The sequence below is a fragment of the Ruegeria sp. YTSA168 genome, assembly GCF_059610045.1.
Map to the genome: position 1 here is coordinate 156,109 of NZ_JBXWMW010000004.1, position 21,343 is coordinate 177,451.

Here is a 21,343-nt window from a genome sequence, read left to right on the forward strand (position 1 = left end):
GCTTACGCCTGCCCAAAGGCGTTTTCGATGATTTGAACAGCCCCCGTGTGGTCAACCAGGGCGGCGTCAAACCGAACATTCGTCAGTTGCCCGCCCGGTTCGTTTTCCAGAAACTGCGCGGCAGAGGCGCAAATCCGTTCCGCCTGCCGCCGCGTGATCCGGGCAGCGGCCTTGTCAAAACTGCTGCTTTTCTTCACCTCGATGAACACCAGCCCATCCGCATCACGTGCGATCAGATCAATCTCTCCGCCTGCACCGCGCCAGCGTCGATGCGCAATCGAGTATCCGCGGCGTTCATAGTCCGTCGCCACCTGCAGTTCAGCGGCCTGTCCCGAGTGATAAGAAACCGATCCCTGAACCGCGCGCTGCGCCATCTTATCCCTTTCCCAGTTTCAGGGCCTTTTGATAGATCGGGCGACGCGGCAGATCGTACATTTGCGACACCAAATCCGCCGCATCCCGTACCGAATGGGTTTGCAGGGCCTGTTTCAAAGCGTCTTCTACGTCAGACTCGTTAACGCTTTGCGAATGGCTGCGATCCACCAGCAGAACAACTTCACCTTTGACGGATTGCTCCTGATAGGCTTCCGAAAGTTCACCCAAGCTGCCGCGCCGAACCTCTTCGAATTTTTTCGTCAATTCACGGCAAAGCGCGGCTTGGCGGTCCGATCCCAGAACGCCTGCCAGATCAGACAGGCACGCCGCTACACGCTTAGGCGATTCGTAAAAAGCAAGCGTGCCGGGGATATCACGCAGCGCTTCGATGCGGCTGCGGCGCGCGCCAGAGGCATTTGGCAAAAAACCCGCAAAAAAGAACGCATCCGTTGGCAATCCGGCTAGCGTGAGTGCGGTCAAAACCGCCGATGGGCCGGGCGCGCAGGTCACCGCATACCCGGCCTCAGACGCCTGCCGCCCCAGATCATAGCCCGGGTCCGCAATCAGCGGCATTCCGGCCTCGGACGCATAGGCCACCGAAAGCCCTTGTTCCAGCGCATCCATGATTTTGCCGCGTGCTCCTGCACCGCTGTGATCGTGATAGGCCTGAATGCGCCGCCCCTCCAGTGGAACGCCATGAATCTCCATCAGTCTGCGCAGGCTGCGGGTGTCTTCTGCCGCGATCATGTCGGCAGAGGCCAAGACGTCCAAAGCCCTGAGCGTAATGTCGCGCGCGGTGCCAAGGGGTGTGGCAACAAAATACAGGCCCGCAGCCAATCTGGTCTTTTGGAAATTCAAAGCTGGACCCTCACCGCGTGACGTTTATTATCCCGGATCGACAGAACAGCGGCGTCGCGCGCTGCCGGATCAGGGAGTTTTCTTTTAGATGTTTACTGTTTGCAAGCCCGTAAGCAAGCTGGCGAAAGCCGCAGCGGTCCTGGCCACCGCAGCATTTCTAGCGGCCTGTGAGCCTGGCGGCCTTGGCGGCGGTCCGTCGATCGATACATCCGATCCCGTTCCCGTCGCCCTTTTGGTGCCGCGCGGATCAGGTCAGGCCGGTGACGCCGCATTGGCGCAGAGCTTGGAGAATGCGGCGCGGCTTGCCATGTCTGATCTACCGAACGTGAAAGTCGACCTTCGGGTCTATGACACGGCCGGAAATTCCGGTACCGCCTCGACAGTCGCGCAACAGGCTGTGGCGGACGGAGCAAAGATAATCATTGGCCCGGTTTATGCGCAGGCTGCAAATGCCGCCGGACTGGCAGTATTGAACAAAAACGTCAATGTCCTGTCTTTCTCGAACAATACCAGCATCGCCGGAGGCAATGTTTTTGTTCTTGGGCCTACGTTCCAAAACACTGCGAACCGGCTGGTGAACTATTCGGCCTCTCAGGGCAAAACCGGAACCGTGATCGTCTACAGCAACGACGCCGCAGGTCAGTTGGGTCAATCTGCGATTGCCTCGGCCTTGGGCAGCAGCCCTGTCAACAACGCGGGCACCGTTTCCTATGATCGTTCGCAACAAGGAGTGATCAACGCGGTGCCGACCATCAAGGCAACCGTCGATTCTTCGGGTGCGGATTCGGTTTTCTTGACAGCGACAACGGCCGGGGCACTGCCTTTGCTGACGCAGCTTTTGCCCGAAGCGGGTGTGTCCCCCGCCACAACCCAGTTCATTGGTTTGACGCGTTGGGACATCCCGCCGCAAACGCTTGAACTGCCGGGGGTTCAGGGGGGGTGGTTTGCCCTACCCGATCCATCGAAGGCGCAATCCTATCGTCAGCGTTATAACGCAACCTATGGCGAAGCACCGCATCCGATCAGCGGCCTGGCCTATGACGGGATCGCCGCCATTGGCGCTTTGGTCGCGCAGGGCAAATCCAATGCGCTGACCGGAGCAGCCCTGACCCAGAACGCCGGCTTCCAGGGCGTTGGTGGCATTTTCCGCCTGCGACCGAACGGCACCAATGAACGCGGTCTGGCCGTCGCCACGATCCAAAACAAACAGGTGGTTGTGATTGACCCTGCCCCACAAAGCTTCGCTGGCGCCGGTTTCTGACCGGCCCGGCCTGATCCCCGCGCCTGATGCTGCACTGATCTGCCCCGCCGAAGACATTTTCGACAGCGTCAGCGTGAATGAACAACTGGCCGCTGCGTTTGAGACATGCACGGACAATACCGCTATGCGGGCCGAGACCGTGCGTATTCTGCGGGAGGCGCAAAAATCCGGGCGCAACGCGATTGCACATGCCTTTGCGACGCGCCCATTTGAGGCGCGCGCCTTGACCCGCTCGTACACCTACCTGACCGATCAGCTGGTGGGCTCAGCAATGCGCGTATCCAGCGAGCGGCTGCACCCGCTTGCCACCCCCACACGTGGTGAACGGATTGCCGTTCTGGCGGTTGGCGGCTATGGGCGGGGCGAAATGGCCCCCGCATCCGACGTGGATCTGCTGTTCCTGACACCTTACAAGATCACTGCCTGGGCTGAGAGTGTGATCGAATCCATGCTCTATATCCTGTGGGACCTGCGGTTAAAGGTCGGGAACTCCTCTCGCACGATCAAAGACTGCCTGCGCCTCGGGGCGGAAGATTTCACCATCCGTACCGCCATGCTGGAACAGCGTTATCTGGCGGGTGACAACGCACTGGCGGATGAGTTGGACAAGCGGCTCAAATCTGAACTGTTCAAAGGAACCGAGCGCGAGTTTATCGAAGCCAAGCTGCAAGAACGCGACGCCCGGCACCTGAAACAGGGCCAGCGCTATGTGGTCGAGCCCAATGTGAAAGAAGGCAAAGGCGGATTGCGCGACCTGCAATCTCTGTATTGGATTGCCAAATATATCTACGGTGTGCAGGACGTGGCCGAGCTGGTGCCTCTGGGTCTGTTTACGCCTGAGGAATTCAAAACATTTGTCGAGGCCGAAGATTTTCTATGGGCCGTTCGATCTCATCTGCATCTGGTGACCGGTCGGGCAACGGAACAGCTGACCTTTGATCTGCAAGTCGAGGTGGCGGCGCGCATGGGATACAAAGACCGTGCCGGGCGACGCGCGGTCGAAGTGTTCATGCAGCGCTATTTCCGCGAGGCGACACGCGTGGGAGAACTGACGCGAATCTTCCTGACCAAGCTGGAAGCGGCGCATATGAAAGGCGCCCCGCTGCTGGAACGGATTTTCCGCCGGCGTCCTCAGGTCAAAACCGGATACAAGGTTGTGCATGGGCGGCTGGACATTGCCGACCCAGATGCCTTTCTGTCTGACAAGGTCAACCTGCTGCGCCTGTTTGAAGAAGGGCTGCGGACAGGCATGCTGATCCATCCCGACGCCATGCGCCTTGTCACGGCCAATCTGAACCTGATCGATGACGAGATGCGCAACGACAAAGAAGCGCGGCGCATCTTTCTGGACCTGATGCTCAAACACGGAAACCCCGAACGTGCCCTGAGACGCATGAACGAGCTTGGCGTGCTATCGGCCTTCCTGCCCGAGTTCGAACACATCGTCGCGATGATGCAATTCAATATGTATCACAGCTACACGGTGGACGAGCATACCATCCAGTGCATTACGAACCTTGCCCAGATTGAACGTGGCGAATTGGTTGAGGCTTTGCCATTGGCCTCATCGATTCTGGAAGGCGGCGTCAATCGCAAGGTTCTGTATGTGGCGCTGTTGCTGCATGATATTGCCAAAGGGCGACCCGAAGATCATTCGATCCTAGGCGCGCAAATCGCGCGCAAGGTCACCCCCAGGCTTGGGTTGAACAAGACCGAGTGTGAAACGGTCGAATGGCTTGTGCGGTATCACCTGCTGATGTCGGACATGGCACAAAAACGCGATGTTTCGGACCCGCGCACGGTGCGCGACTTTGCCAAGGCTGTTCAGACGGTCAAGCGGTTGGACCTGCTGACTGTGCTGACGGTCTGTGACATTCGCGGTGTCGGGCCGACCACCTGGAATAACTGGAAAGCCACTCTGCTACGTGCGTTGCATGCTGAAACCAAGCGCGCGCTCGAAACCGGACTGGAGGTCCTGAACCGCGCCAATCGCGGGGCAGAGGCCAAAAAGGCGCTACGCGCCGAGCTGGCGGACTGGTCCAAGGCTGACCTCAAGGCAGAGACCGGACGCCACTATGCGCCCTATTGGCAAGGTCTGCCTCTGTCGGCCCACGCAGAATTTGCAGAGATGTTGCGCGCCCTAGAACGCAGCGGTGATCCCGGCGCGATGGAAATCCGCCTGCACCCGGATGAGGACCGCGATGCAACCCGCGCCTGTTTTGCGATGGGTGATCATCCCGGCATTTTCGCACGGATCGCCGGTGCGCTGGCATTGGTTGGGGCCAATGTCGTGGACGCACGCAGCTACACGACCAAGGATGGCTATGTCACCGATGCGTTCTGGATACAGGATGCCGAGGGACACCCGTTCGAAGCCTCGCGCCTGCCGCGACTGACGCAAATGATCCAGAAGACGCTCAAAGGTGAGGTGGTCGCCGGTGAAGCACTGAAATCCCGCGACAAGATCAAGAAGCGCGAACGCGCCTTCAACGTGCCGACCCATATCACCTTCGACAACGAGGGGTCCGAGATCTATACGATCATCGAGGTGGATACTCGTGATCGGACCGGGCTTTTGTATGATCTGACCCGTACGCTTGCATCCTCGAACGTCTATATCGCCAATGCGGTGATCGCGACCTATGGCGAACAGGTTGTGGATACCTTCTACGTGAAAGATATGTTTGGCCTGAAGTACCACTCGGAAAGCAAGCAACGCGGGCTTGAGGCAAAGCTGCGCAAAGCCATCACCGAAGGCGCCGAGCGCGCGGTCTCATGAAGCAAATCCGTTTGTTTTCGGGCCTGTTCACGGTTGGGTTCTGGACCCTGGCCAGCCGTATCCTCGGGTTTCTACGAGAGATTCTGCTAACCGCCTACATAGGCCCCGGACCGGTGATGGACGCGTTCGTGGCGGCGTTCCGCCTGCCCAACATGTTCCGTAGGTTCTTTGCCGAGGGGGCATTCAACGCTGCCTTTGTCCCGATGTTTTCGAAACGGCTGGAGAGCGATGAAAACGCCGAAGGGTTCGCGCAGGATGCCTTTAATCTGCTCGGTACAGCCGTGCTGGCACTGGTTGGTCTGGCGATGGTGTTCATGCCCGGCCTTGTCTGGCTCACGGCAGAAGGATTTTATGGCGACGAACGGTTCGATTTGGCCGTCGACTACGGCTATGTCGTCTTTCCCTACATCCTGTTCATGTCTCTGGCGGCTTTGTTTTCGGGTGTCCTGAATGCAACCGGACGCTTTGCCGCCGCTGCTGCCGCCCCTGTTTTGCTGAACATCTTCGCTTGCACCGCCCTGATCTTCGGCGCGCTGTCCGGGGGTGAGGTCATTCGCTGGCTGATCGCCGTGATCCCGATCGCCGGCATCGCGCAATTGGCGTTGGTCTGGGTGGCGACAGAACGGGCAGGCATCCGCATTCGACCCGGCATGCCCAAACTCAGCCCCGAAATGCGAAACATGGTTCGCATCGCCATCCCGGCGGCTTTGGCCATGGGTGTCACGCAAGTCAATCTGGTGGTTGGGCAACTGGTTGCTTCGAAAACCGAGAAAGCCGTCAGTTGGCTTTTTGCGGCAGATCGGCTGTATCAACTTCCCTTGGGCGTTGTCGGGATTGCTATCGGCATCGTCCTGCTGCCCGACCTGTCCCGACGCCTGCGTGCGGATGACAAAGACGGCGCACGCAACGCCTTTTCCCGCGCCGGGGAGTTCATGCTGCTGCTTACGCTGCCCTCAACCATCGCCTTTTTGATCATCCCGATCCCACTGGTTTCGGTCCTGTTCGAACGGGGCCAGTTCAGCGCCGAGGATACCGCCGCCACAGCGCTGGCCGTCGCCGTCTATGGCGTCGGGCTTCCGGCCTTCATGCTGCAGAAACTTCTGCAACCCCTGTTCTTTGCGCGCGAGGATACGCGGTCGCCGTTCCGCTATGCTATGGTCGCCATGGTCATCAATGCGGCTTTGGCCTTCGGGCTATATCCGCTGGTCGGATGGATTGCGCCCGCGATTGCCGCCTCTGCCGCTGGATGGGCCATGGTCGCCTTGCTGGCCATCGGCGCGCGCCGCATGGGGGATGAGGCGCGATTTGATGATCGGTTCAAACAGCGGGCCTGGCGGATTGTTGCGGCCTCGGTTGGAATGGGTGTCGTGTTGTTTGTTGCCATCCAGATGTTTGGCTGGGCCTTCGAGTTGGCAGGCTGGCGTTATCTTGCCCTTCTAGGACTGATCGGCGCGGCAGCCGTAGCGTATTTTGTGCTTGGACACCTATTGGGTGCCTTCAAACTGGCCGAGTTCAAACGCGCCTTGCGCCGCGCCTGATCAATCCCGCCGAATGCGACCTCTGATCCGGGCCCAACCACCCGGTGCCAGAAAGAACGACAATCCGAACCCGGTGGCAAACCCCGCCAGATCGGCGATCCAATCCGGCGCACCGCCAAAAATCAATCGAAACAGAAACTGAATTCCCATCAGCACTGCGATCAGTTGAAACGCCTTGGCTTGGTTTGCGCCCACCAAAGACAGCTTGCGCCACAAAAGCCACGTGAACGCGCCGATCAGCCCGTAAACAGGTGGGAAGCCCCCAACCAGATAGGCGCCAGGCGCCAGGATCAACGCATAAACGACCGCTGCGCCGACGCCAGACAGCACAAAGATCAGCAACATCGCAACGCTGCCGAACACTTCGGCAACCATCTTGCCCATGGCCAGAACAAAGACGCAGACAAAGACGGATTGCGTGAAGTTGAACGAGACAAACGGGTAGGTGATCAGGCGCATCAGATAGTCGACCCGCCACTGCCCTGTCTGCAACATCCGATCAAACTGGCTGACAAAGAACGAATAGCTGTCAATCGCCTGCGTGCGCCAGCCTATGGCCCCCGGGCCGCCGATCAGGCCGCGCTCGCCCAGAATAAAAGCCAGCTCGATCCCCATGATGAACAGAACCAGCGCCACGACGACGGGCGGCAGAGGGTTCACGGCGGGTGTATAATGCTCACTGCTCATCTGCCGGGCCTTTCGCGGCTGTTGACGTCCCTTACCCTCATGGGTAAGCGACGAGGGCTGATTTTTCCAGACGGGAGTTCCCTTCGATGACCCAGACCCAATTCACGCCGCGCGTGTTTTCCGGCATCCAGCCCTCGGGCGGGCTGACCTTGGGCAATTATCTGGGCGCGCTGAAGCGCTTTGTGGATATGCAAGGGCCAGAGTTCGAAACCGTTTATTGTATGGTCGACCTGCATGCGATCACCACATGGCAGGACCCCGCAGTGCTGTCGCACAATACCCGCGAACTATGCGCCGGGTTCATAGCCGCAGGTATCGATCCGGAACAGTCGATCCTTTTCAACCAAAGCCAGGTGCCTGAGCACGCGCAACTAGGCTGGATTTTCAACTGCGTGGCCCGGATGGGCTGGATGCAACGGATGACACAGTGGAAAGACAAGGCGGGCAAGAACACGCAGAACGCCTCGCTGGGTCTGTTTGCATATCCGTCACTGATGGCGGCTGACATTCTGATCTACCACGCGACGCACGTACCCGTGGGAGACGATCAGAAACAGCACCTTGAACTGACACGCGATATCGCGATCAAGTTCAACAATGACTTTGGTGTGGATTTCTTTCCGATCACCGAGCCGGTGATCGAAGGGGCAGCCACGCGGGTTATGAGCTTGCGGGACGGGTCCAAGAAAATGTCCAAATCCGACCCGTCGGATATGAGCCGTATCAACATGACGGATGACGCGGATACGATCGCCAAGAAAATCCGCAAGGCCAAAACGGACCCGGATGCTCTGCCATCCGAAGCTGACGGCTTGGACGACCGGCCCGAGGCGCGCAATCTGGTCAATATCTATGCGGCGCTTTCGAATCAAAGCGTGGAACAGGTGCTGTCCGATGTGGGCGGCAAGCAATTCGGAGACTTCAAACCGATGCTGGCCGATCTGGCGGTCGAAAAGCTTTCGCCCATCTCGTCCGAAATGGCCCGATTGATGAATGATCAGTCCGAGATCGACCGCATCCTGGCCCGTGGTGCCGAACGGGCGCGCGAGATCACCAAGCCGATTCTGAAACGGACCTACGAGATCGTAGGCATGGTCGGCGCGTCAGTGCGCTGATTGCACTGGACCTTCGCCTGGCGCACTCCTAGGTTTGCCCAAAGTTTGGGAGGGCGTCATGGCAACGGGCAAGAATATCCGCACCTATTTCGAAGGCCAATGGCATGATGGGGATGCACCTATCATGCGCGCGGCAGATCATGGCGCGTGGCTGGGATCCTCTGTCTTTGACGGGGCGCGGTATTTCAATGGTATGGCACCGGATTTGCTGGCACATTGCGAGCGCGTCAACCGATCCGCCAAAGCGCTGATGCTGACCCCGACCGTGACCCCCGAACACATGGTCGAATTGGTGCATGAGGGGTTGCAAACCTATGCCCCGGACAGCGCTGTCTATATTCGTCCAATGTATTGGGGCATCGATGGCGATCACACCGCAATTGTGCCACAGGAAAACAGCACAGGGTTTGCAATCTGTCTGGAAGAAATCCCGATGGCACCCGAAACGGCCTCTGCCACGCTTACGACCACGCAGTTTCGGCGGCCAGTTCTGGAATCTGCCGTGGTGAACGCCAAGGCCGGGTGTCTGTACCCCAACAATGCCCGCATGTTGGCCGAAGCAAAGGCCAAGGGTTTCTCAAACGCTCTGGTCGCAGATGCGATGGGCAATGTTGCCGAGACTGCAACCGCCAATATCTTCATGGCCAAGGATGGAGAGGTGTTCACCCCAATCCCAAACGGCACGTTCCTAGCCGGGATCACCCGCGCGCGTCATATTGCAAACTTGCGCGCGGATGGTGTCACGATCCACGAAACCATCCTGAGCTTTGATGATTTCCACGCAGCGGATGAGGTATTCATGTCCGGAAATATGAACAAGGTGACGCCTGTGACGGCTCTGGACGATACGCAATATCAGATTGGCCCTATTGCCCGGCGCGCCCGCGCGCTTTACTGGGATTGGGCTGCAAGCGAAGGCTAACCGATCACCTGGGATTTACCCGAGTTGCCAGCACGCAATCGGTCGGGCATGATCCCCGAAATGAATGAGGACCCCCATGCGCAAGTTTCTGGTCGTATTGGATGATAGCCGCGAATGCCTGAACGCGATGCGTTTTGCCGCCATGCGCGCCTCGCACACCGGTGGCGGCGTCACGATCTTGTCGGTGATCCCGCCGGATGAGTTCAACCATTGGATTGGCGTGGCCGAGGTGATGCGGGAAGAAGCGCGCGAGCGTATCCATGCCCATTACGAGGTGTTCGCCAAATGGATGCGCGACAAACAGGGCGTTGATCCAGAGCTCGCGATCCGGGAAGGCGATCCCGTGCCTCAGATCATCGAACATGTTCAATCGGACCCTGAAATCGGAGTGCTGGTTTTGGGCGCAGGAACCGACAAGAAAGGCCCCGGCCCCCTGATCACCCAGTTGACCAAAAGTTCGGGCAGTCTGCCAATTCCGATCACGATCGTACCCGGTGATCTGAGCAAGGAAAAACTTGAGGAAATCACCTGATATGGCGTCGCGGGTCGAGTTCTGGTTCGAATTCGCCTCGACCTACTCCTATCTCAGCGCCATGCGCATTGAACAGGTCGCTGCCGACCGGGGCCTTACGGTCGATTGGCAGCCCTTTCTGCTGGGACCTATCTTTGCGGAACAGGGGTGGACCACATCACCGTTCAACCTCTACCCCGCCAAGGGCTCCTATATGTGGCGCGATATGGAAAGGTTATGCGCGGCGCGGGGCCTGCCTTTTCAGAAGCCCGACCCCTTTCCCCAAAATGGCTTGCGTGCGGCGCGGCTGGTTCTGGCAATCGACGACCCCGATCATAAAGCCCGGTTTGTACGTGTGGTCTACAGCGCTGAGTTTGGTGAAGGGCGTGATATCTCAGACGAGGCGACGCTGCTGGCTTGTTTGGACAAAGCCAGGCTATCACCTGATTTGCTGCATCGCACCAGTGAACCGAGCATCAAATCCGCTCTGTTCCAGCAAACTGAGCGCGCCAAGGACAAGGGCATTTTCGGCGCCCCCAGTTTGTATGTCAAAGACGAACTGTTCTGGGGTGACGATAGGTTGAGTGAAGCGTTGGACTACGCGGCCCAAATTTAGAACCGTTCCAAATCTTGACTTCCACGAGCGCCACGCGCATATCAGAGGCAACTCAGATGGAGCTGCCCCATGTTCATTCAGACCGAATCCACCCCAAACCCGGCCACACTAAAGTTTTTGCCCGGCCAGACGGTGCTGGAGGCAGGAACCGCGGATTTCCCAAATGCCGAAGCGGGTGAGAAGTCCCCCTTGGCCAAGCTTATCTTTGGTGTCAGCGGTGTGACCGGCGTGTTTTTTGGTAATGACTTTGTCACGGTCACCAAATCTGATGACGTAGAGTGGGACCATATCAAACCCGCCATCCTTGGCGCGGTGATGGAGCATTTTCAGTCCGGCCAACCTGTCATGGGTGCTGACGCAACAGCGGCATCGGGCCATGCGGAGCATACCGGCGAGGATTCTGAAATCGTGGATCAGATCAAGGACCTGCTGGACAGCCGCGTCCGGCCTGCGGTAGCGCAGGATGGGGGTGACATCACATTCCACGGTTTTGACCGGGGTGTTGTTTACCTGCACATGCAGGGCGCCTGTGCAGGCTGCCCGTCTTCGACCCTGACCCTGAAAATGGGCATCGAAAACCTGCTGCGCCACTATATTCCCGAAGTGACCGAGGTTCGCCCGGTTGCCGTCTGACCCAACAATACTGGCATTTGACACATCGGCCGCGCATTGCGCGGCCGCTTTGCTACGGGACGGTGCGATTGTTGTGTCCACCGCCGAGTCCATGTCACGCGGGCAGGCAGAACGGCTGATGCCCCTGCTGGAAGACGTTTTGGAGCAATCTGGTTGTGCCTGGGCCGATCTGGATGCAATCGGGGTTGGTGTCGGACCCGGTAACTTCACCGGCATTCGCATCTCGGTCTCTGCAGCGCGGGGGCTGGCATTGGGGCTGGGTGTTCCAGCAGTCGGGGTTTCAGGCTTCGATGCCTTGGCCGAAATCGCACCGAACGGTCATCTCCCAGCCATTCAGGCACCGCGCGAACAGGTCTATCTGCAGCAAGACGACGGCCCCGGGCGCCTGATGCCCAAAGCCGAGGCAGATGTGCTTGGACAGCTGTTCTTTTGCTCCGATCCGGCGGCGCACGCAAAGGCAATTGCCACGGTTGCTGCGCGTCGATGGACGACCGTCTCACTCCCGCCAGCACCGTTGTATGTCCGGGCTGCTGATGCCGCGCCATCCAGCGACCAACCTCCGGTGCTACTGGACGAATGACCCCACACGAAATGGCCCAAACACATGCGGCTGCGTTCACACAATCCCGCCCGTGGACAGCGGCAGAGTTTGCCGACTTGCTGGCAAACCCGTTTACGCACTGCGTTGGATCAAGTGATTCTTTCGCCCTGTTTCAGGTCATCGCGGATGAAGCGGAACTGCTGACCATTGCGACTCACCCCGCGTATCAGCGGCGGGGTCTTGGCCAGCAATGCATGGCGGACTGGCATGCTAAGGCCAAAACGCTTGGGGCAAAACGCGCCTTTTTGGACGTGGCCGCCGACAACCTGCCCGCAATTGCGCTGTATGAACGGTGCGGATACCGGCCTTGTGGGCAGCGAAAGGGCTACTATGCCCGAAAATCCGGCGAAACCTGCGACGCAATGGTCATGGAATACCTGTTGCACCTTAACTAAGGCACAATTTTTGGACCAACTGGTCAAAAACCTCTTGACCCTGCCGGTTGCAAACACCCTTAATTCCCGTCATCACAACGGTTATGCTCGCTCTGAGTGGGTAAACGGGGCTATCTTGGTTCCGGACCGACAAAAACCAACGGGAGTAAAAAATGACCCTGATGAAATCTTTGATGGGTGCCGCTGCGGCGGTCGCACTGACAGCTGGCGCAGCTCTGGCCGAGCCGGCGCTGATCTTTGACCTGGGCGGTAAGTTCGACAAATCGTTCAACGAGGCGGCCCACAATGGCGCCACACGCTGGGCCGAGGAAACCGGCGGTACATACCGCGAGATCGAACTGCAATCTGAAGCCCAGCGCGAACAGGCATTGCGTCGCTTTGCCGAAGCGGGCGCGAACCCAATCATCACCATGGGCTTTGCCATGGCCGATCCGCTGTCCGCCGTTGCCGGTGACTATCCGGACACCAAGTTCGTCGCCGTCGACGTCACCTGGCTGGATGCCCCAAACATCCGTCAGATCGGATTTGCCGAGCATGAAGGGTCATATCTAGTTGGCATGATGGCCGCGATGGCGTCGGAATCCGGCACCGTTGGCTTTATCGGCGGTATGGATATCCCGCTGATCCGCCACTTTGGCTGCGGCTATGCGCAAGGCGCCAAAGCTGTGAACCCAGATATCGAAGTTGTTGCCAACATGACGGGCACCACCCCGGCGGCCTGGAACGACCCGGTGAAAGGGTCCGAGCTGACCAAGGCGCAGATCAGCCAGGGCGCTGACGTGATCTATGCGGCCGCGGGTGGCACCGGCGTTGGTGTTCTGCAAACCGCAGCCGACGAAGGTATCCTGTCGATCGGCGTGGACAGCAACCAGAACCACCTGCACCCAGGCAAAGTTCTGACCTCGATGCTGAAACGCGTGGACGTGGCCGTCTATGACGCGATGAAGGCAGGCGAAAACCTTGAAACCGGTGTCTTCGCAATGGGTCTGGCCGAAGAAGGTGTGGGCGTTGCAATGGATGACAACAACGCCACGCTCGTCTCGGATGACATGAAAGGCGCGATCGACAAGGCGCGTCAGGACATCATCGACGGCAACGTCACCGTTGTCAGCTACTACGAGAACGACAGCTGCCCTGCACTGCAGTTCTGATCTTTCGCGGGACGGAGGCTTTCAGCCTTCCGTCCCGTTTCCATTTTGCCGCTTTGTGCAAACGCGGCCCTTTCGGCAACCCAAGGACAAGACATGATCGTCCCCGCCATTGAGCTCAAAGGGATTTCCAAAGCCTTTGGGCCGGTTCAGGCCAACAAAGACATTTCCATCAGTGTCGCCCCCGGCACGATCCACGGGATCATCGGTGAAAACGGTGCGGGCAAATCCACGCTGATGAGCATTCTCTACGGCTTCTACAAGGCCGACAGAGGTGAGATCTGGATCAACGGCACCAGGACCGAGATACCGGATAGCCAGGCGGCCATCGCCTCGGGCATCGGGATGGTGTTTCAGCATTTCAAGCTGGTTGAAAACTTCACCGTTCTCGAAAATATCGTTCTGGGTGCCGAAGATGGCGGGCTGCTGGCCCCGTCTTTGGCCAAGGCCCGCAAAGAACTGAAAGCGTTGGAAGAAGAGTACGAACTGTTCGTTGACCCCGACAAGCGCATCGACGAGATTGGCGTCGGCATGCAGCAGCGTGTCGAAATCCTCAAGGCGTTGTATCGCAAGGCCGAGATTCTGATTCTGGACGAACCCACCGGTGTTCTGACGCCGTCTGAGGCGGATCAGCTTTTTCGCATCCTCGATCGGCTGCGGACCGAAGGAAAAACGATCATCGTGATCACGCATAAACTGCGTGAAATCATGGAAAACACCGACACCGTGTCGGTCATGCGACGCGGTGAGATGACGGCGACCGTAAAAACCGCCGAAACCAGCCCCGAAGAACTGGCCGAACTGATGGTAGGCCGCAAGGTACTGCTACAAGTCGACAAAGTACCCGCCCAGCCGGGCAAGCCCATACTGGAAATCGAGAACCTGCAGGTGTTCGACAGCGCGGGCGTTGAGCGGGTCAAAGGCATCAATCTAACGGTCCGCGCGGGTGAGATTGTCGGCATCGCGGGCGTTGCGGGCAATGGTCAGTCAGAACTGTTGGAAGTTCTGGGTGGAATGCGACCCGGTCAAGGCTCGATCAAGCTGAACGGCACCTCTCTGGCACTCAGCGGTGCCGGATCGGATGGTCAGGCGCGACGTGCCCAGCACATCGCCCATGTGCCCGAAGACCGCCAGCGCGAAGGGTTGGTGATGGACTTCCACGCGTGGGAGAACGTCGCCTTTGGCTACCACCGCGATCCCGCTTATCAGCGCGGTCTGTTTATGGACAACGCGGCTTTGCGCGCCGATACTGAGGCCAAGATCGCCAAGTTCGACGTGCGCCCGCCCGATCCGTGGCTGGCCGCCAAAAGCTTCTCGGGTGGCAACCAGCAAAAAATTGTTGTCGCACGCGAGATTGAACGGAACCCTGATCTGCTGCTGGTCGGACAACCGACGCGAGGCGTGGATATCGGTGCAATCGAATTCATTCACAAACAAATCGTCGCCCTGCGAGATCAGGGCAAAGCGGTCCTGCTAGTCTCGGTCGAGCTGGAAGAGATCTTCTCTCTGTCCGACCGGATCGCAGTGATGTTCGACGGACAAATCATGGGTGAACGTTTGCCTGCCGGAACCGATGAAAAAGAACTGGGCCTGCTGATGGCCGGTGTTGCGGAAGAGGCCGCTTAAAGCATGGAAAAGATGCCTAAATGGGCCGATGTGGTTCTGATCCCGGTGATCAGTCTGCTGTTGGCCACGATTCTGTCGGCGCTGGTCATTCTGGCCATTGGAGAGAACCCGGTTGAAGCCGTAAACCTGATGGTCACGGGCGCGCTGGGGTCGACCTATGGCTGGGGCTATACGCTCTACTACGCAACCAACTTCATGTTCACCGGGCTGGCCGTGGCCGTGGCCTTTCATGCGCGGCTGTTCAACATCGGCGGTGAAGGCCAGGCGATGTTGGGTGGTCTTGGCGTAGCCATTGTATGCCTGTATATCCCGTGGCCGCATTGGAGTATTGCGCTGGTCGCCGCAGCGCTTGGGGCCGCTCTGTTCGGTGCGGCATGGGCCGCAATCCCAGCCTATCTTCAAGCCAAGCGCGGCAGCCATATCGTGATCACTACGATCATGTTCAACTTCATCGCTGCCGCCTTTTTGAACTACATGCTGGTCAATGTGATGCGTCCGCAAGGCTCACAAGACCCTGCAACCGCACGCTTCCCCGAGGCGGTGCATCTGCCGACGTTCCAATCCATGTTCTCAACCGCTGAAAACGTGATGTTCCGGGGCGCACCGGCAAATATCTCATTCTTCGTTGCGATCTTGGCCTGTGTCGTGGTGTGGGCCCTGATCTGGCGCACGCGCCTTGGGTACGAAATCCGGTCCTACGGCAAAACCGAAACCGGGGCCGTCTATGCCGGGATTTCACCAGTACGGATCACCATCATTGCCATGCTGATCTCAGGCGGGCTGGCAGGCATGATGGCCATCAACAACGTTATGGGTGAGGCCGAGCGCCTGGTCCTGAACTCGACCGAAGGCGCCGGATTCATCGGTATCGCCGTGGCACTCATGGGCCGTTCGCATCCGTTTGGCGTGTTCCTTGCCGCGCTGCTGTTCGGCTTCCTGTATCAGGGCGGGGCCGAGCTTGCGCTTTGGACCTCGATCCCTCGCGAACTGATCGTCGTCATTCAGGCGCTGGTTATCCTGTTCACCGGGGCGCTGGACAATATGGTGCGTATGCCGCTTGAGAAGCTGTTCCTGGGTCTGCGGAAGGGGGTGGAGTGATGGAGTTCTTTATCACCCTCATTCAGGTCCTCGATTCGACCATTCGCCTTGCAACACCCCTGCTGCTGGCCTGTTTGGCCGGGCTTTATTCCGAACGCGCTGGAATCTTTGACATCGGGCTTGAAGGCAAGATGCTGATGTCTGCCTTCTTCTCGGCAGCCGTTGCAGCGGTAACGGGGTCTGTCTGGTTGGGCCTTTTGGCAGGTATTGGTGCGTCGCTTGTCTTGTCGGCTTTGCACGGGGTGGCCTCGATCACCTTCCGTGGCAATCAGCTGATCTCGGGCGTGGCGATCAACTTTCTGGCCTCGGGGCTGACCGTTCTGATCGCCCAAAGCTGGTTCCAGCAGGGCGGTCGCACCCCGTCCCTGTTTGGCGGAGGCCGCTTTGAACCGATCGAGTTCCCCTTTGTAGAGGCGCTGAGCAACGTTCCGATCATCGGACCGATCTACTCGGAACTTCTGTCCGGGCATTCAATACTGGTCTACGTCGCCTTCCTGATGGTGCCCCTTACATGGTGGATCCTTTATCGCACCCGGTTTGGCCTGCGCCTGCGAGCCGTGGGTGAAAACCCGGCGGCGGTCGATACAGCTGGCGTTTCGGTCGTTGGCTTGCGGTTTGCGGCCGTTGCCATCTGCGGCATCCTATGCGGGATTGCCGGGGCCTATCTTGCTACGGCGTTGCAGGCAGGTTTTGTCAAAGAAATGACCGCCGGTCGCGGGTTCATCGCTTTGGCAGCTTTGATCTTCGCAAAATGGCGCCCATGGCATGCGATGTGGGCGTGCCTGTTGTTCGGACTACTGCAAGCCATCGCCTTGCGGTTCCAGAACATCGATCTAGGCGGGGTCGTGATCCCGGTTCAGGTGATGGACGCCCTGCCCTATATCCTGACCGTGGTGATCCTGGCGGGCTTTGTCGGCAAGGCCGTTCCCCCACGTGCAGGCGGCGAACCCTATGTGAAGGAACGCTGATAGGTCCAGTTTGGAACAATTTTGGATCCTGTTCGCTGCAAAGCGGCATGCAGAGTTGATTTTGCATGCCGCAACCGCTCTAAGAGGGTATGAACCTCTGGTCTCGGATAAGTATCACGGCTCGGCGGCCCCGGCACGCTGTTGACGTTGGGCTTGTGACTGTTCAGAACTCGGGTCGAATCCAGTTACCAACCCGTTCCCGCCGCGACAGCATTGCATCGCTGCGCAATCGTTCCCGGCGCACCTAGAAGAAACCATGCAAATATACCTTCCCATTGCCGAAGTCTCCGTAAATGCCTTTCTTCTACTAGGGCTGGGGGGGATGGTCGGCATCCTTTCCGGTATGTTTGGTGTTGGCGGGGGGTTCCTGATGACCCCGTTGCTGTTCTTTATCGGCATTCCCCCGGCAGTCGCTGTTGCGACCGAAGCCAACCAGATCGTCGCATCTTCGTTCTCGGGTGTGCTGGCGCATCTTCGACGAAAAACCGTGGACCTGAAGATGGGCACAGTGCTTCTCGTGGGTGGCCTGATCGGGGCCGCCGTGGGTGTAGTGATCTTCAACTATCTCAAAAGCCTGGGCCAGGTCGATCTGCTGGTCACGCTTTGCTATGTGGTCTTCCTGGGTGTTATCGGCAGCCTGATGTTCGTCGAAAGTCTACGCGCCCTGCGGCGGGTGAAGAAAGGTACAGGTGGACCTGCTAAACGACGCCAACGTGGCTGGGTGCATTCACTGCCGCTGAAGATGCGCTTTCGCACTTCTGGCCTTTATATCTCGGTCATCCCGCCGGTTGTCGTCGGGCTGTGTGTTGGCATCTTGTCTGCCATCATGGGCGTGGGCGGAGGCTTTATCATGGTCCCGGCCATGATTTACCTGCTGGGCATGCCGACGAAGGTTGTGGTCGGAACTTCATTGTTCCAGATCATCTTCGTCACCGCCTTCACAACCATGCTGCATGCCACGACCAACTATACGGTCGACATTGTGCTGGCGGTTCTGTTGCTGGTTGGGGGCGTGATCGGCGCCCAGATTGGCACCGTGATCGGAGCCCGCATGCCTGCCGAACAGCTGCGCGTACTTCTGGCGGCTTTGGTCCTTGTGGTCTGCGGCAAGCTGGCGCTTGATCTGCTTTTGGAACCGAGCGAGCTCTACTCCCTTGGCGCAAGCGGAGGGCATTGATGATGGTCCGCGCATTCTTTGCCTCCCTATGTCTGATGTGCTTGCCTGCCGCCGCTGCAGAAGAACAGGTGGTTCTTGGGCTCAGTCAGGATCGCGTCGCAATCACCGCGAATTTCGACGGATCCGAGATTCTGATCTTCGGCGCTATCAAACGTGAGGCCCCGATACCCGAAGGCCCTCCGGTTGAGGTTATCGTCGCCCTTGCAGGCCCGTCAGAGCCGATAACCGTACGCCGCAAGGCGCGCCGGCTTGGGATTTGGGTCAACACCGACAGCGTGCTGATCGACCTTGCGCCCAGCTTCTATGCGGTCGCCACCAGCGCCCCGTTTGACGATATTATCACCGACACCGAAGACCTGCGCTATCGCATCTCAATCGAGCGGGCCATCCGGTCTGTTGGCGCCGCGATGAACATTCAAGGCGCTCAGGACTTTGCCGAAGCAGTTGTGCGCATTCGGGAAAGCGAAGACCTGTATTCCATCCGTGAAAACACGGTGGCAGTGGATGAGCAAACACTGTTTCGCACCTCAGTTGCGATGCCGGCGGACCTCACCGAAGGCGACTATGTGGCGCGCATCTACCTGACGCGCGACGGGCAGGTCGTATCGCACTATGAGACAACGATTGACGTGCGCAAGGTGGGACTTGAGCGGTTCCTTTATACCATGTCGCGCGAGCAACCTGCGCTATATGGTTTGATGTCGCTGGTCATCGCAATCGTGGCAGGTTGGGGCGCATCGACCGCCTTCCGTTTGCTGCGCGAGAAGTAACGCCTATCCCCTTCCGATATAGGGCATGGTGGTGGCCATCACCGTCATGAACTGGACATTCGCCTCAGGCGGCAGGTTGGCCATATGCAGGACTGAAGACGCGGCATCCTGAACATCCATGGTCGGGTCGGGCGTTTCACCGTTGGAGATGGCGGCATCGACCAGCCCTTGCACCATCTGCGTCCGCGCATTTCCAATGTCGATCTGACCGCAGGCAATGCCAAAGCTGCGCCCGTCCAGGGACAGGCTGCGAGTCAGCCCTGTGATCGCGTGTTTCGTCGCTGAATAATGTACCGAGTTCGGACGCGGTACATGTGCAGCGATTGACCCGTTGTTGATAATGCGGCCGCCTTGTGGAGATTGGTTGCGCATGGTCCGAAACGCTGCCCGGGCGCACAGGAACATGCCGTTCAGGTTCACATTGACACTGTGATACCAATCCTCCAGCGTGATTTCATCGATCGTGCCGCCGGGGGCAAAGATACCGGCATTATTGAACAGCACATCCAACCGACTCGTTTGGCCCTCAAACTCCTGAAATGCGTCATCGACAGCCTCGGGATCCGTGACATCCGCAACCAGCGGTATCGCATGCGCCTGACTTTCGGCAATTGCGGCCAGTTTGTCAGCACTGCGGGCCAAAAGGCCCACGGTCCAACCTTCGGCCAAAAACAACTCTGCAGTGGCTTGCCCGATGCCTGAACTCGCTCCGGTAATAATGATCGTTTTCACGTCTCTTCCACCTCCAGCGTCAGTGAGGCCGCCGGAACGGCCCTCAGGTCATCTACACGCAACGGATATGTGGGCTTCGATAGCCGGTTTCGCACAACCCAGATCAATCGTTCCTGTGCCCGTGTTATCGCCACATAGGCCAACCGCTTCCAAAGAGGTTGCCCGGCCTCGGTCCGGCCCATCCGAGCTGCTGCGTAGATATCTGGAGCAAAAACCTGAACCGTGTCCCATTGCGACCCCTGCGCCTTGTGGATTGTCACCGCGGCGCCATGCAGAAATGTTGCGCCCATGCGGGCGGCATAGGGGATAAAGGGTTCTTCCTCATCCGGCTGTTCGATCTGCACAATCGAAGCCGCGCTAACCTGCGGGTCTTCTGCGCCCATCACATGCAGACGCGAAAAACCCGGCTTGCGCCCCGGTCCCAGATAGATAACCTGAGCGCCCTTGATGAGGCCACGCGCCTCAAGGTCCAGCCGCTTTTTGCGATGCTTCAAAGGCAGTTCAAGGCCGTCACAGATCAGCGGCTCGCCTTCCAGCAATTCAGTATCCGGCGCGCCATGGACCTGTCGGAAGGCCTGGATCAATCGAATACGTGTTGCATTGCGCCAGACCAGAACCGGGCTGCGGGCCATCAGATCGACCTCAACCCTTTGCCCCCATATGACACGGTCGTCGCGGCGTGCGGTGTCTTCGACCATCCGCTCGAAATCCTCAAACCCCATGGCCGGGTCCGCCAGCGCGTGCGCCAAATCAAGTATCGGATTGTCCGCGTCCTGACGATGCACGCGATGCAGTTCCAGCTTGCGCGGCTCGGGCAGGGTTTCAAACACCATGCTGCCGGATTGATTGACCGGGGCCAGCTGCGCCGGATCACCAAACATCAGCAAGGTTGGAAAAATCTCTTTCAGGTCTTCGAACTGACGGTCGTCCAGCATCGAGGCTTCATCAACAAAGCCGATATCCAATGGCTCGTCGCGGCGTTTCCAGCCGGTGATGAAATCCGACCCTCGCAACCCGGCTGCAGCCAGTGCGCCGGGAATTGATTTGTTATTTTCATAGAATGCCGCAGCACGGTCCAGCGCTTCGTCGGTCAGGCCTTCAATCTCGGGCCGTTCGCCATTTCCGGCCAGCCATTCCGCAATGCGCTCGTATTCCGGATCATAAACGGGTGTATAGAGGATGCGGTGAATGGTGGTGGCGGGCACGCCGCGCAAGCGCAGCACACTGGCGGCCTTGTTGGTCGGGGCCAGAATCGCAAGCGTCCGCTTATCCCGAGATTTGCGGCTTTCATAATCGCCCGAGACGATCTGAACACCGCTTTCAGCCAAAGCCTTATAAAGTTCAGCCAGCAGCAGAGTCTTACCCGACCCGGCCTTGCCAACCACGGCCATCACGCCTGACCTACCCGCCCCCGGCAGTTTCAGCAATGCATCATCTTCCAGGTCGACACCGGCTGATCGCAGCATCTCGGCGATGCTGTCATAGGCGGCGGCCTGGTCTTCAGAAAAGATCACGTTCGGCAAAGACATGGCG

The 21,343-nt window shown here is 58.7% G+C and carries 21 protein-coding genes; 16 read left to right on the forward strand and 5 right to left on the reverse strand.

Going from position 1 to position 21,343, the window contains the following annotated elements:
• Positions 1 to 2: 2 nt before the first annotated feature.
• Entirely contained in the window at positions 3 to 374 is a 372-nt protein-coding gene (locus tag AC2FFE_RS10020) for a YraN family protein (RefSeq protein ID WP_496846546.1), read from the reverse strand.
• A 1-nt stretch (position 375) separates the two neighbouring features.
• A complete protein-coding gene (gene rsmI / locus AC2FFE_RS10025) occupies positions 376 to 1,233 on the reverse strand; it encodes a 16S rRNA (cytidine(1402)-2'-O)-methyltransferase (protein ID WP_496819060.1) in 858 nt (285 codons plus the stop codon).
• An 88-nt stretch (positions 1,234 to 1,321) separates the two neighbouring features.
• Between rsmI and AC2FFE_RS10030 the strand changes: the two genes are divergently transcribed.
• Genes AC2FFE_RS10030 through murJ form a run of 3 tightly spaced genes read left to right on the forward strand, consistent with a single transcriptional unit; the run spans position 1,322 to position 6,811 of the window.
• A complete protein-coding gene (locus AC2FFE_RS10030) occupies positions 1,322 to 2,494 on the forward strand; it encodes a penicillin-binding protein activator (protein ID WP_496846547.1) in 1,173 nt (390 codons plus the stop codon).
• Positions 2,454 to 5,273, forward strand: coding sequence for a [protein-PII] uridylyltransferase (locus AC2FFE_RS10035; RefSeq protein WP_496819058.1), 2,820 nt, complete (start codon positions 2,454 to 2,456; stop codon positions 5,271 to 5,273). The genes AC2FFE_RS10030 and AC2FFE_RS10035 overlap by 41 nt, the downstream gene beginning before the upstream one ends.
• Entirely contained in the window at positions 5,270 to 6,811 is a 1,542-nt protein-coding gene (murJ, locus tag AC2FFE_RS10040) for a murein biosynthesis integral membrane protein MurJ (RefSeq protein WP_496819057.1), read from the forward strand. Before AC2FFE_RS10035 ends, murJ begins: the two co-directional genes overlap by 4 nt.
• Here the strand turns inward: murJ and AC2FFE_RS10045 are convergent, their stop codons facing one another.
• A complete protein-coding gene (locus tag AC2FFE_RS10045) occupies positions 6,812 to 7,498 on the reverse strand; it encodes a rhomboid family intramembrane serine protease (RefSeq protein WP_496819056.1) in 687 nt (228 codons plus the stop codon).
• A gap of 86 nt (positions 7,499 to 7,584) precedes the next feature.
• On the opposite strand from AC2FFE_RS10045, the gene trpS reads away from it, so the two are divergent.
• From trpS to AC2FFE_RS10110, 13 genes are all read left to right on the forward strand, one after another.
• Positions 7,585 to 8,613, forward strand: a complete 1,029-nt coding sequence (gene trpS, locus AC2FFE_RS10050) for a tryptophan--tRNA ligase (RefSeq protein WP_496846548.1) — start codon at positions 7,585 to 7,587, stop codon at positions 8,611 to 8,613.
• Positions 8,614 to 8,671: 58 nt separating this feature from the next.
• On the forward strand, positions 8,672 to 9,535 hold the full coding sequence (locus tag AC2FFE_RS10055) for a branched-chain amino acid aminotransferase (protein WP_496819054.1): 864 nt from the start codon (positions 8,672 to 8,674) through the stop codon (positions 9,533 to 9,535).
• A 76-nt stretch (positions 9,536 to 9,611) separates the two neighbouring features.
• Positions 9,612 to 10,067, forward strand: a complete 456-nt coding sequence (locus tag AC2FFE_RS10060) for a universal stress protein (RefSeq protein ID WP_170535882.1) — start codon at positions 9,612 to 9,614, stop codon at positions 10,065 to 10,067.
• Between the two features lies 1 nt (position 10,068).
• On the forward strand, positions 10,069 to 10,662 hold the full coding sequence (locus tag AC2FFE_RS10065) for a 2-hydroxychromene-2-carboxylate isomerase (RefSeq protein WP_496846549.1): 594 nt from the start codon (positions 10,069 to 10,071) through the stop codon (positions 10,660 to 10,662).
• 69 nt (positions 10,663 to 10,731) lie between these two features.
• Complete coding sequence (locus tag AC2FFE_RS10070; RefSeq protein ID WP_496846550.1) at positions 10,732 to 11,295, forward strand: NifU family protein; 564 nt, start codon at positions 10,732 to 10,734, stop codon at positions 11,293 to 11,295.
• The gene (gene tsaB, locus AC2FFE_RS10075; RefSeq protein WP_496819050.1) at positions 11,285 to 11,875 is read left to right on the forward strand and encodes a tRNA (adenosine(37)-N6)-threonylcarbamoyltransferase complex dimerization subunit type 1 TsaB; all 591 of its coding nucleotides are present in this window, start codon (positions 11,285 to 11,287) and stop codon (positions 11,873 to 11,875) included. Before AC2FFE_RS10070 ends, tsaB begins: the two co-directional genes overlap by 11 nt.
• Positions 11,872 to 12,291: a GNAT family N-acetyltransferase gene (locus tag AC2FFE_RS10080; protein ID WP_496846551.1), complete on the forward strand. Its 420-nt coding sequence runs from the start codon at positions 11,872 to 11,874 to the stop codon at positions 12,289 to 12,291. The genes tsaB and AC2FFE_RS10080 overlap by 4 nt, the downstream gene beginning before the upstream one ends.
• A 152-nt stretch (positions 12,292 to 12,443) precedes the next feature.
• On the forward strand, positions 12,444 to 13,442 hold the full coding sequence (locus AC2FFE_RS10085; protein ID WP_496819048.1) for a BMP family lipoprotein: 999 nt from the start codon (positions 12,444 to 12,446) through the stop codon (positions 13,440 to 13,442).
• Positions 13,443 to 13,535: 93 nt separating this feature from the next.
• Positions 13,536 to 15,065: an ABC transporter ATP-binding protein gene (locus AC2FFE_RS10090; protein ID WP_496846552.1), complete on the forward strand. Its 1,530-nt coding sequence runs from the start codon at positions 13,536 to 13,538 to the stop codon at positions 15,063 to 15,065.
• Positions 15,066 to 15,068: 3 nt separating this feature from the next.
• Entirely contained in the window at positions 15,069 to 16,163 is a 1,095-nt protein-coding gene (locus AC2FFE_RS10095) for an ABC transporter permease (RefSeq protein ID WP_496846553.1), read from the forward strand.
• The gene (locus AC2FFE_RS10100; RefSeq protein ID WP_496846554.1) at positions 16,163 to 17,131 is read left to right on the forward strand and encodes an ABC transporter permease; all 969 of its coding nucleotides are present in this window, start codon (positions 16,163 to 16,165) and stop codon (positions 17,129 to 17,131) included. The genes AC2FFE_RS10095 and AC2FFE_RS10100 overlap by 1 nt, the downstream gene beginning before the upstream one ends.
• 256 nt (positions 17,132 to 17,387) lie before the next feature.
• Positions 17,388 to 18,308 carry a sulfite exporter TauE/SafE family protein gene (locus AC2FFE_RS10105; protein ID WP_170535866.1) on the forward strand — a complete coding sequence of 307 codons (921 nt, stop codon included), beginning with the start codon at positions 17,388 to 17,390 and terminating at the stop codon, positions 18,306 to 18,308.
• A gap of 2 nt (positions 18,309 to 18,310) precedes the next feature.
• A complete protein-coding gene (locus AC2FFE_RS10110) occupies positions 18,311 to 19,078 on the forward strand; it encodes a TIGR02186 family protein (RefSeq protein ID WP_496846674.1) in 768 nt (255 codons plus the stop codon).
• 3 nt (positions 19,079 to 19,081) lie between these two features.
• On the opposite strand, the gene AC2FFE_RS10115 is transcribed toward AC2FFE_RS10110, so the two are convergent.
• Both AC2FFE_RS10115 and AC2FFE_RS10120 read right to left on the reverse strand, forming a co-directional pair.
• Positions 19,082 to 19,810, reverse strand: coding sequence for an SDR family oxidoreductase (locus AC2FFE_RS10115; protein WP_496819042.1), 729 nt, complete (start codon positions 19,808 to 19,810; stop codon positions 19,082 to 19,084).
• Positions 19,807 to 21,339, reverse strand: coding sequence for an ATP-dependent DNA helicase (locus tag AC2FFE_RS10120; protein ID WP_496846555.1), 1,533 nt, complete (start codon positions 21,337 to 21,339; stop codon positions 19,807 to 19,809). Before AC2FFE_RS10120 ends, AC2FFE_RS10115 begins: the two co-directional genes overlap by 4 nt.
• Positions 21,340 to 21,343: the final 4 nt, after the last annotated feature.

Bases quoted from the DNA above. Each gene is read 5' to 3' on its own strand.
- AC2FFE_RS10085 (WP_496819048.1), top strand. From the start codon at position 12,444: ATGACCCTGATGAAATCTTTGATGGGTGCCGCTGCGGCGGTCGCACTG.
- AC2FFE_RS10045 (WP_496819056.1), bottom strand. From the start codon at position 7,498: ATGAGCAGTGAGCATTATACACCCGCCGTGAACCCTCTGCCGCCCGTC.
- AC2FFE_RS10110 (WP_496846674.1), top strand. From the start codon at position 18,311: ATGGTCCGCGCATTCTTTGCCTCCCTATGTCTGATGTGCTTGCCTGCC.
- AC2FFE_RS10100 (WP_496846554.1), top strand. From the start codon at position 16,163: ATGGAGTTCTTTATCACCCTCATTCAGGTCCTCGATTCGACCATTCGC.
- AC2FFE_RS10095 (WP_496846553.1), top strand. From the start codon at position 15,069: ATGGAAAAGATGCCTAAATGGGCCGATGTGGTTCTGATCCCGGTGATC.
- AC2FFE_RS10105 (WP_170535866.1), top strand. From the start codon at position 17,388: ATGCAAATATACCTTCCCATTGCCGAAGTCTCCGTAAATGCCTTTCTT.
- trpS (WP_496846548.1), top strand. From the start codon at position 7,585: ATGACCCAGACCCAATTCACGCCGCGCGTGTTTTCCGGCATCCAGCCC.
- AC2FFE_RS10120 (WP_496846555.1), bottom strand. From the start codon at position 21,339: ATGTCTTTGCCGAACGTGATCTTTTCTGAAGACCAGGCCGCCGCCTAT.
- murJ (WP_496819057.1), top strand. From the start codon at position 5,270: ATGAAGCAAATCCGTTTGTTTTCGGGCCTGTTCACGGTTGGGTTCTGG.
- AC2FFE_RS10080 (WP_496846551.1), top strand. From the start codon at position 11,872: ATGACCCCACACGAAATGGCCCAAACACATGCGGCTGCGTTCACACAA.
- AC2FFE_RS10070 (WP_496846550.1), top strand. From the start codon at position 10,732: ATGTTCATTCAGACCGAATCCACCCCAAACCCGGCCACACTAAAGTTT.
- AC2FFE_RS10020 (WP_496846546.1), bottom strand. From the start codon at position 374: ATGGCGCAGCGCGCGGTTCAGGGATCGGTTTCTTATCACTCGGGACAG.
- AC2FFE_RS10055 (WP_496819054.1), top strand. From the start codon at position 8,672: ATGGCAACGGGCAAGAATATCCGCACCTATTTCGAAGGCCAATGGCAT.
- AC2FFE_RS10030 (WP_496846547.1), top strand. From the start codon at position 1,322: ATGTTTACTGTTTGCAAGCCCGTAAGCAAGCTGGCGAAAGCCGCAGCG.
- AC2FFE_RS10090 (WP_496846552.1), top strand. From the start codon at position 13,536: ATGATCGTCCCCGCCATTGAGCTCAAAGGGATTTCCAAAGCCTTTGGG.
- AC2FFE_RS10060 (WP_170535882.1), top strand. From the start codon at position 9,612: ATGCGCAAGTTTCTGGTCGTATTGGATGATAGCCGCGAATGCCTGAAC.
- AC2FFE_RS10065 (WP_496846549.1), top strand. From the start codon at position 10,069: ATGGCGTCGCGGGTCGAGTTCTGGTTCGAATTCGCCTCGACCTACTCC.